Origin of the sequence: uncultured Tenacibaculum sp., from assembly GCF_947502995.1 — a bacterium.
Taxonomy (GTDB): domain Bacteria; phylum Bacteroidota; class Bacteroidia; order Flavobacteriales; family Flavobacteriaceae; genus Polaribacter.
The window spans coordinates 15,936-32,899 of record NZ_CANNBW010000015.1; the positions used below are offsets into that span (position 1 = coordinate 15,936).

Below are 16,964 nucleotides of genomic sequence, written 5' to 3' on the forward strand. Positions count from 1 at the left end.
AATTAAATTTCTGTTTTAGGAAAGCCAAGAGTAATTGTAGTTCCAATATCAATAGTACTTTCTATATGAAAAGTAGCTTGGTTTTTAGTAGTTAAAGCTTTACAAAGCTGTATGCCTAGTCCAGTTCCTATTTCTTGCTGATTTTGTTTTTTGTTTAGTAGAGGAGAAGAGGCGAGAAGTTGTTTAACCATTTCTGCTGTCATACCAATACCATTATCTTTTATATTTAAATTAACCAAATCATTTTGGTTAGTAACTTCAGATTTACAAATTATAGTTCCATTTTCAGGAGAAAACTTAATCGCATTATCAAGTAAGTTTCTTATGATGATTTTTAAAGAATCTAGATCAGCTTTTATAAAAGTAGGTTGTTCTACTTCAATTATAAAGTTAATGTTTTTGTCTTCGAATAAAGGACGATAATTAAATTCAATTTGTTTAAGAATACTACTTAATTCTAAAGATTCGATATTAAAATAAGTACTATTTGTTTGTAATGTAGCCCAGTTTAATAAGTTTTCAAGTAGATTATATGTTGTTGTTGCAATGAGCGCGTTTTTGTTGGCAATTGTACTTAATGAATTATAATTCTCATTTTCGATATTTCGAATAAGTTTAGAATTACTTCTTTGCATTAAGTTTACCGATGATCTTAAATCATGACTAACGATTGAAAAAAGCTTATCCTTTGTTTTGTTTAAAAGACTTAATTGTTCTTTTTGTGAAGTAATAATTTTAGTGGTTTTATTTTTTCGAATTAAGAAGTAAATTACAGTAATGGCGAGTAGTAAAAATAGAATAGAGGAAGCTATAAAACCATTTCGTTGAAAAGATTTTGCCTTGTTCTCTAATTTCAAAATATCAATTTCATTTTCCTTTCGTTCTTCGAGAATTTTCTTTTCTAATTTAGCAGTATTGTATATTTTCTCTTGATCGTAAACTAATTCTCTCCACTTTTCAGATTCTTTTCTGTATAGAAGAGCTTTGCTGAAATTTTTCCGATTTTCTTCAACAACAGCCATATTTGTAGAAGTTAGTCTTTTGATTTCATTATCAGAAGTTTTTTTTGAAATTTCATAAGCTTTCATAAAATAAGCAATAGCTATACTGTCTTTGTATTGCTCATAGTACAAATTAGCAATGTTAGAGTATGCATCAGCAAGTTCTTTATTGTTTCCTTTTTTCTCTGCTAATTTTAAATATTCAGATAAATATGTATTGGCTTTATCATATTTTTTTAAATGCAAGTAGCACACACCAAGATCATTTAAGAAAGAAATATCTTCAATATCATCCATGGAAGTTATTCCTCGATCTTCAATGTTTTTGAGGTAAACAAGCGCTTTTTTAAATTGACTCTTTTCTAGTGAAATACTACTTAATGCGTATAAAACTTTATTGTAAAAAAGAAAATCACTCGGAATTTTTTTAAATTCTGTTTGAGCCTCACTGTATAGGTTTTTCAACATGAAACTGTGAGCTCTCATGTAGTTAAAATATGAAAGTTCTGTTTTTGAGTTTTTTGTATCAGTTACCTTTGAAGTAGCTACAATTACAGAATCCCATTTTTGTTGTAAAAAGAAATCACTTGTCTTTTCAAGAAGTTTATTTTTATCGTAATAATCACTTTGAATTTTTTCAAAGAAATGAGAATGATATTTTATGGTTTTCTTTTGCGAAAATGTACAAATAGAAAATAATATTAAAATGAATATAAATGCTTTTTTAAAGTACATATACGCAGTAAAGGTTTCGGAAGTTTGGTATTGAGTTATATTTGTTTTAAGTGAAGTTTATTCAACACAAGTGTATTCATGTTCTTAGAGAATATTCTTGTAAAGAAAAAGAGAATTTATCCACCATTACTTCCTTTAACCACAGTTTCTGTTCCTCTTGAAGTTCTTGGATCGATATCCCAAATAAAAGATTGAACAATATTTATATCTTCAATATTTATGTTTTCTGGTAAATTAATAGTAGTGTTGTTAACAGAAAATTCTACGCTGTAAGCTTGAAAATATTCAGGGTTTTTATCTTGACTATTATATATTTTTTGTATTGTCCTTTTATTACAATAGAGATATAGTTGTAAAGTATATAAACCATAAGAGTTAACACAAAAAAGTTGCTTAACCATGATTTTATCTATGATTTCAGATGTTGTATCAAGTGATGATTTTTTTATTTCTTCAGCTTTTGAAGCTACAAAAAACAATACTTTAATATTAATAAATTTATTGTGTTCATCTTCTTTTAAGTATTCAGCTTCAACTAACGTTGGCAAAAGTATTTTTCCATCTGAATTTTTAGAAACAGGAAAGTTAATGTAACCAGAGGTTTTTGGATTAATTTCTAATTTTTTGTCCCCATCCATAATTGTATCACCTGGAGGGAATATGATTTTTTCAGAAGAGTTTTTTAAAACTTCCATAATTATAAAAAATGAGGTTAATTAATTAAAGCTAATGTATTAATAATCTAAATGAATACAAATTAGAAGGCTACAGAAAAATGTGTTAAAATTCGATAAAGAATAACAAATAAGATATCAATTAAGCTAAAAAAAATGTTTTTTTTCATTTTTAAAGTTTGTTAATTAAAAATAAAAAAATATATTTGCCCTTTACGTAATTAATTAAATATCATACGCCTATACAGTAAAACTACTTTTTAAAATTTAATATAATTCCCATATGAGATAGAAATATCTCACAAAAAGTAGTAGTTATGTATAGAAAATCAGCAGATGATAGCGTCTTAGTTAAAGAGTATATTAACGGTAAAGAAATCGCTCTAGAGTTTCTTGTTAAAAAACACCAACAACGTATTTTTAGTTTTATTTACAGCAAAGTTCAAGATAGAGATGTTGCTGAAGATATCTTTCAAGATACTTTTATTAAAGTAATCAAGACACTTAAAAAAGGTAATTATAATGAAGAAGGGAAGTTTTTACCTTGGGTGATGCGAATTTCTCATAACTTAGTTATTGATTATTTTAGAAAGAATAATAGAATGCCATTTTTTAATAACTCAGATGAGTTTGATATTTTTTCTATTATCAGTGACGATGCTTTAAATGCTGAAAAGCGAATCATTAAAGATCAGATTTTATTAGATGTAAAAAATCTAATAGAGGAACTTCCGGAAGAACAAAAAGAGGTTTTAAAGATGAGGATTTATATGGATATGAGTTTTAATGAAATTTCTGAAAATACAGGTGTAAGTATTAATACAGCATTAGGAAGAATGCGTTATGCTTTGATAAATATCAGAAAGCTAATAGATAAGAATAAAATAATTTTAGTGAACTAATAATAAATTGTAAAGTTTAGCGTTCCTATTAGTAATTAAACGATAAATTACTTATATGGCGCAAATTTACTCTGAAAAACCATCCAACTTCAGGATGAATCCAAAAAAATCAACAATACAATTTATATTAAACTTTTCCAAAAGCTTCAAAACGGTAAGAACAAATAACGATGTTCTCATTGAATTGAATTTGAATTAAGAGTGAAGAAGCTTCAGTGCGAACTGGAGCTTTTTTATTTCTTCCTCTTTTTATTGTATTCTGTAATAACAGTTTTCCTACCAATTGCACTTGTAATTATATCATTATCTAAGTTCCAACCTCTAGCAGGACAATACTCTCTACCATAAAAAATAATTTGTAAGTGTAGTTTATTCCAAATTTCTTTAGGAAATAAACGCTTTGCATCCTTTTCTGTTTGTGCAATACTTTTCCCGTTAGATAAATTCCAACGATACATTAAACGATGAATATGAGTATCAACAGGAAATGCAGGAATATTAAATGCTTGAGCCATCACTACACTAGCCGTCTTATGCCCAACAGCAGGTAATGCTTCTAAGGCTTCAAAACTTTTCGGTACTTCTCCATTATGTTTTTCTATTAAAATTTGAGATAAACCATAAATTCCTTTCGATTTCATAGGTGAAAGTCCAACAGGTTTTATAATTTCTCTGATTTCATCAACAGATAATTGTACCATGTCATAAGGATTATCTGCACGCTCAAAAAGTAAAGGTGTAATTTTATTTACACGCTCATCAGTGCTTTGAGCAGACATTAAAACGGCGATTAATAATGTATAAGGATCTGTATGATCTAAAGGGATAGGAGTTTCTGGATATAATCGTTCTAAAGTATCAATTACAAACTGAACTTTTTCTGTTTTGTTCATTTTTTCAGTATTTTTACTTAACAAAAATACCGAATTATGACAACACTTAAAATAGGAGATAATGCGCCAAGTTTTGAAGCTAAAGATCAAGACGGAAATATCATAAAATTAGAAGATTACAAAGGAAAAAAGTTAGTTGTTTTTTTCTATCCTAAAGCAAGTACGCCAGGTTGTACAGCTGAAGCTTGTAACTTAAGAGATAATTATGAAACTTTTCAAGCGCAAGGATATGAGATTTTAGGAGTAAGTGCAGATAGTGCAAAGCGTCAACAAAACTTTATCAATAAACACGAGTTACCATTTCCTTTATTAGCAGATGAAGATAAATCTGTAATTAATGCATTTGGAGTTTGGGGACCAAAAAAGTTTATGGGAAAAGAGTATGATGGTATTCACCGAACTACTTTTGTAATTGATGAAAATGGTGTTTTAACTGATGTTATCGCTAAAGTAAAAACTAAAGCTCACGCAGAGCAAATTTTAGGATAATTTATCCATCTAAAATTGGAATAATAAAAAAACGCTACAGATATCTGTAGCGTTTTTTTATTATTTATCTAACTTTAATTCTCTTTGAAGTTCTTTACTCGTTTTCGAGCTTCCATCATGGCTCCAACCTGGAGGCATGAAAACGTATTTCAAACGAGTTCCTAAAGGCAAATGTTTTTTATTATGAAAAAAGTCTTTAAATATATCTTTCCACTCGTGGAAAATGATATTTACAGGTCCTTTGTCATCTAAAGGTTTTGTTAATCCGAATTTTAATTTTTCGTATTCCATTTCCTCTTCCTCAGCCTGAAATGTACCAAACATTCTATCCCAAATAATTAAAAACATTCCCATGTTCTTGTCTAAATATTTAATGTTAGAAGCATGGTGAACTCTGTGATGAGAAGGAGTAACAAATATATATTCCCAAGTTTTTAGTAAGAAACCTACTAAACCTTTTCTTTTTGTTGGTTTTATAAAGTTCGTGTGACATAAAGTTCCATAATTCTGGTTCATCGCATAAGCAAACATGATATGTAATGGTTGAATTCCTATTAAAATTAATGGAATTAAAAACATAAAGCGATAAAATGGCTGTAGAACAGGTGAACGGAATCCTGTAGAGATATTATAGTATTCTGAGTTATGATGTGTAACATGAACAGCCCAGAAAAATCTTGAATGATGATCTACATAATGATGAACATAATACAAGAAATCTTGACCAACAAATGCTATAAACCAGTATAAAAATCCAGTACCTTCCCAATTAATAAAACGATAATCGTAGAAGAAGTCCATTACCACAAACGAAGTAGCATACATCAATGTGTCTAAAAAGACATTAACTAACGCAAAATATACGTTGGTCGAAACATCTTTAAACTCATAATTTTTAGCTTTTCGTTTATAGCTAAAGTACATCTCAACACCAATGGCTAAAGCACAAATTGGAACAAACCATATATAAGCATTTTGGTGAGTGAAAATATCCATATAAAAAAATTTAGGTTAAAAAGATAGTAGATATCTAAGCTTAATCTCGTGCAAAGGTAAACTATCTCTATTTAAAAGAATTTATTAAACATAGAAATTGTTTATACTAAGATTATAACCTCTTATCGATCCAATCTTTAAAACTATAAAAGTTCTGAGGAGCAACACCATGCCCAACAGGATATTCATGAAATTCGTTTTGTAAATTCAGTTTATTTAAGAAATCTGGAGTTTTTTTAGCCCAATCAAAAGGAATTACTTGATCTACAATTCCATGAGAAATATAATAATCAGTTGTTATTGATTCTGAAATTTCTTTAGGAATTAAGTCTTCAAGTAAATATCCACTTAATGCAACTACATGTTGAACTTTGTTAGGATAACGTAAGCTTAATCCGTAACTTAAAATCGCACCTTGACTAAATCCTAGTAAAAACGTTTTGTTTGTATTGTATTTTGCTTGTATTTCATCAATAAAAGCAGCAATTTTATCTACAGATTCACTAGCTTGTTTTGTGTCTGAAAATTTATCGTTGTTTGCATCAAAGTTTATAGCATACCAAGCATAACCACCATAGCCCATTTCATAAGGAGCTCTAACAGTTATAATTAATAATTCATCTGATAATTCTTCAGCAAAAGAAAATAAATCGTCTTCATTACTTCCATATCCGTGAAGTAAAATTAAAACATTCGGATTTTCAGTAGCAACTTTCGGTGCTCTCTCCTTATAAAATAAACTCATTAAATATTATAAACTTTTAAACCAATCTTGGAAGTAATCTCCCAAAATAGGAACTTTTTTTTCTTCACCGTTCAACACTCCCATAAATCCAATAAACCATAACACGATTAGTAAACCAGAAATAATCCAAGAGGCAATTCCTCCAAAAAATCGATAAACTACCCAGCTATTGATTAGTGATATTACATTTAGTCCAATCATTTGTCTAACATGAAAACTTGTAAAAGCATTCTTCTTAGAGCTGTTTAATATAAAAGCTACAATTGTTCCAATTATTGTGATATAACTAATTATAGCGTTGGTTTTTCCTTGTTCAATTGTTGTTAGATTTCTCATTATAGATTAGGTGTTTAAAATTAATTGTTGGTTTGCATATATTCCATATGCTTTACCTTTAAGTTTTTCACCTATAAATATACTGTTTTTTGAAGTTGATTGGATATCATTTTCATTAAAAACAACTTCTGATTCTGTAGTAAACAAAGTAAGTTCTGCTTTAGAATCAATAGTTATAGAAGTATTATCAATTCCAAAGATAGATTTAGGATTTATACTTAAACATTTAGTGATAGTTTCTAAATCAAAAATCGAATTTAATGCTCCGAAAGCAGTTTCTAAACCTATGGTGCCATCTTTAGCAATAGAAAATTCTACTTTTTTTTCTTCAATATCAATAGGATTATGATCTGAAGTAATTATATCGATAGTTCCGTTTTTTACGCTTTCAATTAAAGCTAATCGATCCTCTTCTGTTCGCAACGGAGGATTTACTTTTACTCTAGCATCAAAACCAATCAATTTTTCATCAGTTAATAAAAGGTTGTGCACAGCAGTACTACAAGTAACATTTAATCCTTTACTTTTTGCTGCTTTAATAAGTGCTACCGATTTTTTAGTAGAGATGGTTGGAATGTGTAATTTCCCTCCAGTATATTCCAATAAAAATAAGTCTCTAGCAATTTGAATTTCTTCTGCTAAAGCCGGAATACCTTTTAAACCTAATCGTGTTGCATTAACACCTTCATGTGCAACACCTTCACCAGCGATTTTCTTGTTTTTAGGAAAACTTAAAACTAAACCATCAAAATTTTGAGCATAAAGTAATGCAATTTTCAAAAGGTTGTCGTTTTCTAAAGGTTTCTTATAATCACCAAAAGCAATAGCTCCAGATTGTTGCATGTCATACAATTCAGCCATTTCAATACCTTCACACTTTTGTGTTAAAGCACCAATTGGATGCAGTGTTACCGCGTTGTTAGTCGCTTTATGAATTAAATATTCTACAGCAGATTTAGAATCTGTAATTGGTTGTGTATTTGGGTTTACAGCCACTCGTGTGAAACCAGATTTAGCTGCAACTAAAAGTCCATTTTCAATAGTCTCTCTTTCTTCATAACCAGGTTCACCGAAACTAACGCTAGTATCAAACCAGCCAGTAGAAACATGTAAATTATCAAGAGTTATTGTATTGTAATTTTCTTTGGTATCAATAGTATCACTGATTTCAGTAATAACACCATTTGAAATTAAAATGTCTTTTACGCTATTGTGAAAAGGACTTGAAGGATCTATTATTTTCGCTGATTTTAAAAGCGTGATCATACTTTAAAGTATTTTAGAATCAAAATTTCTAGCAACAAAGATACAATGGCAAGAATTAAAAACCATTTCCAAAACCAATGAACTTTGTATTTATCTTCAATTTTTTTAAAATTATCTTCTAGAGAATTATTTATACTAATATTTTCCTTTTTTAAACTATTGATGTTTAAGTAGTTTAATGAACTTTCGGTAGAAGGATTGTTATAAGCAATAGTTTGAACTTTTAGATTTCCTTTTTCAATAGTGTAAAAACCTTTGCTCTCAGGTAATTCATTAGTGCTTAATTTTACTTTCGTTTGAAAAGTTTGTTGTAATGGAATAAAAGAATTGCTAGTATTCTTAATTGTTAAAATATCATCCTTTTCTAATTGAGTAGCAATTTCTATAGTATTAGGCTGGGCTAATGTGTAATATAATTTAGACAGTTTTAAACTCTGTTTTCCTATATTATAAAATACAGGCACAACCAAAGGCGAATTGGTAAAATTACTTTTCTCTTTGTTTAAAGGAGAAGAAAACCAGTATACTTTGCTAGAAGAAGAATTAATTTCTTGTATAAAAGGTTCGTTATTTTCATAGTCGATAATACTACTAGATCTATTCATCTTTGTATTAAACGTAGTTGTTGTAGTTGGGTACTGAAAGTTAGTTACCTTTTTATCAAAAACATTTTTAAATAAAGGATGATTAAAATTAATTTTAGTAATTTTTAAGGAATCAATTTTCTTACTTAATAATTTTCCAATTCCTAAGCGTTCTAATAATTTGTTATACGATTTAAATTCTGATTTTGCATTTGGAATAATAGCCAAGCTTCCACCATTTTTTGTATAATCAATTAAACTTCTTTGTAAGCTTTCAGGAAGTTTATCAATTTCATTTAAAACAATAAGCTGTTGTTGATTTAGAGTATTATAATTTACATTTTGTAATGTAGAGCCTGTAAAGTTGAACTCTTGTTCGGTATAAATTCTTGATAAGAAACCATTATCATTTCCAATAGCTAAAACATTAATTTTTTCATTAGAATTAATAGAGAAAAAGAATTCATTATCAAACTCAAAAGTGTCATTATGATCAAGTTTGACAATTCCAGTAAAATTACTGATGTCTTCAATAGCAAAAGAAATTATCTTTTCCGCATTTTTTTGAATGGAAAAAGTTTGTTTACTTATTAATTCTTTACCATTGTATATTGCTACAGGAACATTTTCTTTTAAAGTACCTTGATTTTTAATATTGATATTTATAGTGTTCTTAGCATTTGTGTTAGTTGATAAATACACACTATCAATTGCTAAATTTTCTCTTTTTTCTGGCAAGATTTGAGTTAGAGAAAGAGTAGAAGATACCGAATTGAAGGTTTCATCTTTGATATTTTGAAAATCTGAAACTAAAATATTTTCTGTAGCTCCATTAATATTTGATAGTTTTAGTAAAACGTCGCTGATTGATAAACTTTGAACAGAATTTTTTGTGTTCAATACGATTTTCTTCAATTCATCTCCAGAAATATTCTGATAAATATTAGAGTTGGTTAAAAGTGAATACGTATTGTTCGGAGAAATATTTTCAGCAATTTCTTGACTAGCAATTTTTAAGATGTTTCCTTTCGAACCTTTTGAATTAGTACTTAAAGAATTATCTAAATAAATCGCAACATGATTTTTTGTATCTACATTTTCATTACTAAAAAAAGGTTGTGCAAAAGCTAATACTAAAGCAGTTATCAATAGTAAACGAGTACATAGAATTAACCATTTTTTTAATTGAGAGCTTTTCCTGTTTTTTATAACTAAATTTTCTAAAAATGCAACATTCGTAAAAGGAACTTTTTTAAATTTTCGCAGTTGAAAAAGATGTACTAAAATGGGAATGATTAAAAGGAATAAGAAATATAAAATCTCTGGATGTTTAAATTGCATTATAGACTATTTATAATGTAAAAATAGAAAATAGATTTAATAAAGTTTTGTTAAGATGAATTCAAGTTGTACTCAAAGCATTAAATTTGTTACTTTACTCAAAACAATTAGCTAATGTCGTTAACCGAGAGTGAGTGTAGTACTTACATACCGTTTCAAAAAACTGGTTTTTTTTCTAAAATGATGTGTGATTATTTAGAGCAATCAGAGGAATTAACTCGTTTTTATCACAATTTCCCTAATTCAGAAGGCTTTAAAAATCAAATATTAGAAAAAAAGAAAACATTCTCTAAAATTAATAGAACTGTTTTAGTTGAAGTTTTAAAGACTCAATATGTAAAGGAAAATATTTCTGAAAGTACAAGTACTAATATTGAGTTACTCGCTAACGAAAATACATTTACAGTAACAACAGGACATCAGTTAAATCTTTTCACAGGCCCGTTATATTTTTTATACAAGATTATTTCTGCAATCAATTTAGCAGAAGAGTTGAAGGAAAAACATCCAAACGATAATTTTGTTCCAATATATTGGATGGCTACTGAAGATCATGATTTTGAGGAAATTAATTATTTCAACTTCAAAGGAAAAAAAGTTCAATGGAACTCCAATCAAACTGGTGGTGTTGGACGTTTTAATACAGAAGGATTATCTGAGGTTTTTGAAGCTTTTTCTAATGAATTAGGTAATTCTAGAAATGCTGAATTTTTAAAAGAGTTGTTTTCTGAAGCTTATATCAAACACGATAATTTAGCTAATGCAACACGATATATAGCGAATTCTTTATTTGCTGAATTTGGATTAGTAATTATTGACGCAGACGATCCTAAATTAAAGTCGTTGTTTAAATCATATGTCGTTAAAGATTTATTAAGTTCATTTTCATATAAATATGTTTCTGAAACAAATACAAGTTTAGAGGAGAATTACAAGATTCAGGTAAACCCTAGAGAAATTAACTTATTTTATCTAACTGATAATTTAAGAGAGCGAATAATTCTCGAAGAAGGAGTGTATAAAGTCAATAACACAGATTTAAGTTTTTCTGAAGAAGAAATCCTAGAAGAGGTAGAAAATTTTCCTGAACGATTTTCGCCAAATGTAATTATGAGACCTTTATATCAAGAAGTTATTTTACCAAACTTATGCTATATCGGTGGAGGAGGAGAGCTAGCTTATTGGATGCAATTAAAAATGTATTTTGAAGCTGTAGAGGTTCCTTTTCCTATTCTTTTATTACGTAATTCTGTTCAGGTAATTAGTAAAAAACAATTTGGTAAATTAGAAAGACTTTCTATTTCTGTAGAAGAATTATTTTTTAAACAGCAGGATTTATTAGCTAAAAAAGTAAATGAAAATGCTGAGGTTAGTTTTAATTTTGAACAACAAAGAAGCACATTAGAACAACAGTTTTCAGACTTAAGAGCTATTGCATCACAAACCGATGCTTCATTTATTGGAGCTGTAAATGCACAAGAGAAAAAACAATTAAAAGGTTTAGAAAATCTACAAAAACGTTTATTAAGAGCAGAGAAAAGAAAACAGTCAGATTTAGTTGAAAGAATTACTTCATTGCAAAGTGCAATATTACCAAGTTTGAGTTTAGAAGAGCGAAAACGTAACTTTTCTGAATATTACTTAGAGTATGGAGATGATTTCATACAAACATTAAAACAAGAATTGAAACCGTTACAGTTAGAGTTTTTTGTTTTGGTTAAGTAAAAAACAAGCTAACTTTTAAAATATAATAAAAAAGAGAACCTAAATAATTTCAAGTTCTCTTTTTTTGTTTAATCTATTGAAGAAATAATTGAAAATATTATATAATTAGTTTTTGTCCAATTCTTAAAGTTGTTGTTTTTCTAATCTTATTTGTTTTACAAATACGACTTATAGAAGTTCTATTTCTGTAAGCGATTCCAGATAGCGTATCACCACTTTTTACAATATAAACCTTGCGTTTTCGCTTTTTATAAGCTAAAGCTTTTTCATAAGAATCTAATGTTACAAGTCTGCTTTGCCTCTTAGAACTATGATAGTAAGTTTTCGCCCAATCTCTAGTTACCCATAGGTTTTTAGCACGAATTTTATTACTGTTTTTTAAGTCTAATAAATATTCCGGGTTAATAGCAATTCCTTTATATCTAGTTTCTAAATGTAAATGACTACCTCTAGATCTTCCTGTGTTTCCTCCAAAAGCTATAGCTTGTCCTTTCTTTACAATGTCGTTCTTTTTTATAATAAAGCCTGATAAATGTGCATAAACACTTTCTAAACCATTATCATGTCGTATTACAACAGTTTTACCATATCCCGAACTACGACCTACAAAACGAACTTTACCGGGTAAAATACTAAAGACACTATCACCAGTTACCAAATCGATATCAATTCCTCTGTGTGGTCTATTTCTTCTCCATCCGTATCGAGATGTAATCACACGTTTTTTTGATATTGGTGAAGCATATGTAGAATCTGAAAACTTAATTTCAAAAGGAAATTTTACTTTCGGATTTACATAGGCAGTAAATTGAGTAGTAACCCAATTTTCAGTAAAACATTCATTATTAAAAACTTCTTTTTTTGTGTTTTCTTCTAAAGAATCATTTTTAACATGATTAATATAATTCTCAACAATTTTTGTGTTTTTTAATTTTTTTTGTGCTGATATAATTAAAACATTAGAAATAGTTAATAGTAGACAAATAGTTTTTTTCATTTTCAATTAAAAAGTTGAATATAGTTTTTATAGTAAATTATTTTAGATAGTCTAAAGGGTTAACATTTTTGTTATTATGTTTTACTTCATAATGTAAATGTGGTCCTTTTGATAAACCTGTATCTCCAGTGAACCCAATTACTTCACCTTTTTTAACAGATTTTCCTTTTTTAAATTTAAAGCTGTTCAAGTGTGCGTACCAAGTTTCATATCCATCTGCATGTGTTACAACAATTAAATTTCCCCAGTTTCCTTTGTAAGATGCATAAGAAATAATACCGTCTGCAGTTGCAACTATAGGTGTTCCAATAGCAGCTCTAATATCAATACCTTGATGAATTTTAGCTTCACTTTTTTTACCAAGCTTTCTTAGTTTTCCGAAATGAGATGTGATATCTGAAACTGTTTTATTTTGGATTGGAAAAATAGATGGAATTGCATTATTAACTGTAATTGTTACAGGTAAATTATTGTTAAAATCATCTTGATTAAATGATAATAGGCAAATGCTAATTATTGGAATTAGAATTAAGTATTTTATTTTTTTGAACGAATTGGTTTTATTTTTTGAAATCATTTCTAATCTTTTTTTAATAATTGGTTGTTTGAAATAACTGTATAGTTTGATATTGGTTTTACTATTTATTTCTTTTCTAAGAACTTTTAAGTAATCAGAGATGTTAATTTTATTAGTTAGTAATACTTCTTTATCAACTTGAAATTCATGGACAGATTTTAATGATTTTCTGAAGTAATAAACAAAAGGGTTGAACCAGAAAAGTATGATGTATAATTCAGTAAGTAAGAGGTCTAAAGTATGTTTAAAATCAACATGTTTTTTCTCATGTTCAATAATCAAGTTATCGATGTTTTCTCCTTTTGATTTTGGAATAAAAATCCAATTAAAACAAGAGAATACTTCACTGATATTTGCATATATTAAAGTGTATTTTCCAGATTTTTTAAGTTGAGATTCTTTTTTTAGTTTAACAAGCTGTTGAACAGATTTTATTAAAGAAAAAAGAGAAATTAGAACTCCCAAAAAATATAACAAAGTGATTATAAATGAATAATTGAATTTTTCTTTCAAAACTTGATTCTCTGAAAAATTCTCACTCATCATTTGGTCAATTTCTATAAATTTAGGAATGTTTATACTTGTTATTTCTAGAGGAGAAAAAACATCTATAGAACTTAAAATAATAGAAACAGGAATAAAAAGGATTAAAATTAATCTGTTCAGTTGAAAAAATGTATGTTTCCTGAATAGTGATACATAAGCTAAGTAGAAGGCAATAAAGATGAAACTACTTTTAACAAGAAATATTAAATAATTACTCATTTTGTTCTTTTAAATTTTGAATTTTTTCATCAATAAGTTGTTTTATTTCTTCTAATTCAGAAAGATTCAAATCTTCATTTCTAGTGAAATGAGAAGCAAATTTACCTGCAGAACCATTAAAAAAACTAAAGATTACATCATTCATATATTCCTTGAAATATTTGTTTTTACTTATTAAAGGATAATATTCTCTGGTTTTTCCAAATGCTTTATAGTCTATAAATTTTTTCTTAACCAAGACACGAACTACTGTAGAAATAGTTGTGTAGGCAGGTTTAGGTTCAGGAAATTCATCTACAATATCTTTTAGGAAGGCTTTTTTTAGCTTCCACAGATAATGCATTATTTGTTCTTCAGGTTTGGTTAATTTATTCATGTTGCGAATATATAAAAATAATTACTATAACTATAGTTATAGTAATAAAAAAATATGTTAAAGTAATTTAAAGTGCTAGAAAAAGGTTAGTGAATCTGCCACAGTACGCCCAATGTTAGTAAAATAGGCAGTATTAATGAAATAATAATTGCTATCGAATTTAAAATTAAACCAATAGAGAAATTCATCTTATAAGAGTTGATTACATTTATTATAGAAGCAATAAATAAAACAATACAGATGATTAATACTAATAATCTATGTTGGAATATATAAAAATTAAAATTTTTACTATCTAAAAAATTGAAAATTAGAATTCCTAAACCAGCTAAAAAGACAGGATACAAGGTAAGAAAGGCTTTTTTCATGAATCCAAAAAGGGTAAAGAAATAGATTAAGTTTATTTCTTTTTAATTATCGAAGAAACTAAAAACATTACCACCGTAGCGCTTTTCGTAACTATACTTAGGATGATTTGATAAATCTGTATGTTTAGAATGTTCAACTATTAGAACACCTTCTTCATTTAGAAGTTCTTTTTCAAAGACTAAATCAACAATTTTTAAAAATTTCTCTACTTTAAAATCATAAGGCGGATCAGCGAAAATTACATCAGTTTTTAAAGCTGTTTTTTCTAAAAACTTAAATACATCGCTTTTAAAAGTAGTAATGTCTAATTCTAAATCTTTAGCCGTCTTGTTAATGAATTTCACACACGCAAAATGCGCATCTACAGCATAAATAGTTTCTGTTCCTCTCGAAGCAAATTCGTAACTGATATTTCCAGTACCTGCAAAAAGATCTAAGACAGAAATAGCATCAAAATAGTAAAGATTATTAAGAATATTAAATAACGATTCTTTAGCCATATCCGTTGTAGGTCGAACTGGTAAATTCTTTGGTGCAGAGATTCTTTTGCTTTTATATTTTCCTGAAATTATTCGCATTTAAGATAAAAGGGTATAGTGTGAGTGTTTAAAAAAATATTCAGACTTTTCGAAAAAGTCATGATTCGGCTTTAAAAATTCTATGTTTTTAATATAATCCTGACTAATCTTATATATTTCATAGTCATTAATAATGTTACCTGAAAAGTATAAGGTTAACTCATTAGGATCTAATTCTAATTGTTCAATACAAAATAAAACATAATAAATAAAATCCTCTTTCGTATTGTAAAAAAACGAATTGTATAAATTGAATTCTCTGTTCTTTAAGATAACAACATCCATATTAGCATAAGAAACATTTACAAATATAGCGTTGTCTTTAAATTGTTCTTTCTGCTTTAAAACTTCATCAATAAATAGGGTTGAATGATGTTTGAATTCGAATTCACCGAAGTTTTGAAAAAGAAAATTATTAACGTTCACGTAAGGAATATAAACAATTTTAGCATCAAAATTTAAATCATCATACACAACCAAATCAGATGATAATGTTTGAATAGTATAATTTAAATAAGATTTTAAGTGATCTTCATCAAACAAATCATTAGGTACTATGGTAGAAAGTTTGTTCTGATGTACAGCAGTAACTTTTTCAAAATTTGCTTGCAAATCTTTATCAGACTCAAATACTTGATTGATTTTCTCTAATAATAAGTTTGGAGTATTTAACCTTTCTTTAAATACATATTCTGTCACTACTAAAGTTTCATTAGTAGGAATATCTTTAATACAAAAAGAAAATCCATCCAAACTAAATTGGATGGACAACTTTTTATGTTGAGATATAATTTCTTTATTATTTTTTTGTTTCAGCTTTTGCATCCCCTTTATCATAATATGGAGGCCAGTTACCACCAGTAGAAACTTCATTTAAAGATCCAACAGTTACAAATGCACCTTTAATTTGATCAGCTTCAATAGCTTCTAATTCTTGCTTAACAAGGTGTCTAGGTAATCCTTTTAAAACAACTTCTTTTTCTATTTTTGCTTCAAATACAGGAACAAATAAACCAGCAACTTTTTCAATAACGCTTGTTTCTAATTTAAATTCTTTATCTGTATCAGGTACCTTAAACATGTTGTTATAATCTCTATCTTGGAAATAATCAATAATTTTTTCGTAGTTAGAAATACGCTCTTTACGAATAGTTTTTACTGAAGTAATACCACCACCAACATTAACAATTGTGTCTTGATTGTATACTTCGATGATAGGTAAAGAATCTTTTTCAATAAAATAAATTAAAGAATCTTTATTACTAGCGAAGCTATTCTTAACATCTTTATATTTTATTTGAGCATCTCTAATTAGTTTTAATTGATCAACTACTTTTGAATAACGTTTCTTTTTCTCAATGTCAAATTTAATTGGCTCCATTATTCCACCATAAATTAAGTACACTAAATACCCAGCGATAGCCAATAAAACTATTGAAACTAAACCTCTAAGTTTTAATGGAACGAATTTTACGATGATATATGCTAATAAGAATGTACCTATTAAAGATCCTATAATTAGTAATGCTAACATTGTTTTTAGATTTTTTAAGTATGATAATCGCAAATCTACAATTTTTTTTCAATCATGAAAACAAATATTTAATAATACATT

At 27.7% G+C, this 16,964-nt stretch carries 17 protein-coding genes; 3 read left to right on the plus strand and 14 right to left on the minus strand.

The window, feature by feature from the left end:
* Positions 1–2 precede the first annotated feature (2 nt).
* Together Q1A46_RS13280 and Q1A46_RS13285 are read right to left on the minus strand one after the other, a co-directional pair.
* Positions 3–1,736, minus strand: coding sequence for a tetratricopeptide repeat-containing sensor histidine kinase (locus Q1A46_RS13280; RefSeq protein WP_299679459.1), 1,734 nt, complete (start codon positions 1,734–1,736; stop codon positions 3–5).
* A gap of 116 nt (positions 1,737–1,852) precedes the next feature.
* The gene (locus tag Q1A46_RS13285; RefSeq protein ID WP_299679462.1) at positions 1,853–2,431 is read right to left on the minus strand and encodes a hypothetical protein; all 579 of its coding nucleotides are present in this window, start codon (positions 2,429–2,431) and stop codon (positions 1,853–1,855) included.
* Positions 2,432–2,727: 296 nt separating this feature from the next.
* Between Q1A46_RS13285 and Q1A46_RS13290 the strand changes: the two genes are divergently transcribed.
* Positions 2,728–3,312 carry an RNA polymerase sigma factor gene (locus tag Q1A46_RS13290; protein ID WP_299679465.1) on the plus strand — a complete coding sequence of 195 codons (585 nt, stop codon included), beginning with the start codon at positions 2,728–2,730 and terminating at the stop codon, positions 3,310–3,312.
* Positions 3,313–3,545: 233 nt separating this feature from the next.
* Here the strand turns inward: Q1A46_RS13290 and nth are convergent, their stop codons facing one another.
* Positions 3,546–4,205: an endonuclease III gene (gene nth / locus Q1A46_RS13295; RefSeq protein WP_299679468.1), complete on the minus strand. Its 660-nt coding sequence runs from the start codon at positions 4,203–4,205 to the stop codon at positions 3,546–3,548.
* A gap of 36 nt (positions 4,206–4,241) precedes the next feature.
* Here nth and bcp point away from each other — a divergent pair, with 36 nt between their 5' ends.
* Positions 4,242–4,694 carry a thioredoxin-dependent thiol peroxidase gene (gene bcp / locus Q1A46_RS13300; RefSeq protein ID WP_299679472.1) on the plus strand — a complete coding sequence of 151 codons (453 nt, stop codon included), beginning with the start codon at positions 4,242–4,244 and terminating at the stop codon, positions 4,692–4,694.
* A gap of 60 nt (positions 4,695–4,754) precedes the next feature.
* Here the strand turns inward: bcp and Q1A46_RS13305 are convergent, their stop codons facing one another.
* The 5 genes from Q1A46_RS13305 to Q1A46_RS13325 all read right to left on the minus strand — a co-directional run bounded on the left by Q1A46_RS13305 (position 4,755) and on the right by Q1A46_RS13325 (position 9,962).
* Entirely contained in the window at positions 4,755–5,690 is a 936-nt protein-coding gene (locus Q1A46_RS13305) for a sterol desaturase family protein (protein ID WP_299679475.1), read from the minus strand.
* A gap of 112 nt (positions 5,691–5,802) precedes the next feature.
* The gene (locus Q1A46_RS13310) at positions 5,803–6,435 is read right to left on the minus strand and encodes an alpha/beta hydrolase (protein WP_299679478.1); all 633 of its coding nucleotides are present in this window, start codon (positions 6,433–6,435) and stop codon (positions 5,803–5,805) included.
* Between the two features lie 6 nt (positions 6,436–6,441).
* A complete protein-coding gene (locus Q1A46_RS13315) occupies positions 6,442–6,771 on the minus strand; it encodes a hypothetical protein (protein ID WP_299679481.1) in 330 nt (109 codons plus the stop codon).
* A gap of 6 nt (positions 6,772–6,777) precedes the next feature.
* Positions 6,778–8,037, minus strand: a complete 1,260-nt coding sequence (locus Q1A46_RS13320) for a dihydroorotase family protein (protein ID WP_299679484.1) — start codon at positions 8,035–8,037, stop codon at positions 6,778–6,780.
* Positions 8,034–9,962: a BatA domain-containing protein gene (locus Q1A46_RS13325; protein ID WP_299679487.1), complete on the minus strand. Its 1,929-nt coding sequence runs from the start codon at positions 9,960–9,962 to the stop codon at positions 8,034–8,036. The genes Q1A46_RS13320 and Q1A46_RS13325 overlap by 4 nt, the downstream gene beginning before the upstream one ends.
* A 114-nt stretch (positions 9,963–10,076) precedes the next feature.
* Between Q1A46_RS13325 and bshC the strand changes: the two genes are divergently transcribed.
* A complete protein-coding gene (gene bshC / locus Q1A46_RS13330; RefSeq protein ID WP_299679490.1) occupies positions 10,077–11,687 on the plus strand; it encodes a bacillithiol biosynthesis cysteine-adding enzyme BshC in 1,611 nt (536 codons plus the stop codon).
* A gap of 97 nt (positions 11,688–11,784) precedes the next feature.
* On the opposite strand, the gene Q1A46_RS13335 is transcribed toward bshC, so the two are convergent.
* The 6 genes from Q1A46_RS13335 to Q1A46_RS13360 all read right to left on the minus strand — a co-directional run bounded on the left by Q1A46_RS13335 (position 11,785) and on the right by Q1A46_RS13360 (position 16,883).
* Positions 11,785–12,684, minus strand: a complete 900-nt coding sequence (locus Q1A46_RS13335) for a M23 family metallopeptidase (protein ID WP_299679493.1) — start codon at positions 12,682–12,684, stop codon at positions 11,785–11,787.
* Positions 12,685–12,721: 37 nt separating this feature from the next.
* Entirely contained in the window at positions 12,722–14,026 is a 1,305-nt protein-coding gene (locus Q1A46_RS13340) for a peptidoglycan DD-metalloendopeptidase family protein (RefSeq protein ID WP_299679496.1), read from the minus strand.
* Positions 14,019–14,402 carry a BlaI/MecI/CopY family transcriptional regulator gene (locus Q1A46_RS13345; protein WP_299679499.1) on the minus strand — a complete coding sequence of 128 codons (384 nt, stop codon included), beginning with the start codon at positions 14,400–14,402 and terminating at the stop codon, positions 14,019–14,021. Before Q1A46_RS13345 ends, Q1A46_RS13340 begins: the two co-directional genes overlap by 8 nt.
* Positions 14,403–14,812: 410 nt before the next feature.
* Entirely contained in the window at positions 14,813–15,349 is a 537-nt protein-coding gene (locus Q1A46_RS13350; protein WP_299679502.1) for an RsmD family RNA methyltransferase, read from the minus strand.
* Entirely contained in the window at positions 15,350–16,174 is an 825-nt protein-coding gene (locus Q1A46_RS13355; protein WP_299679505.1) for a DUF3822 family protein, read from the minus strand.
* Positions 16,149–16,883: a hypothetical protein gene (locus tag Q1A46_RS13360; RefSeq protein ID WP_299679508.1), complete on the minus strand. Its 735-nt coding sequence runs from the start codon at positions 16,881–16,883 to the stop codon at positions 16,149–16,151. Before Q1A46_RS13360 ends, Q1A46_RS13355 begins: the two co-directional genes overlap by 26 nt.
* Positions 16,884–16,964 lie beyond the last annotated feature (81 nt).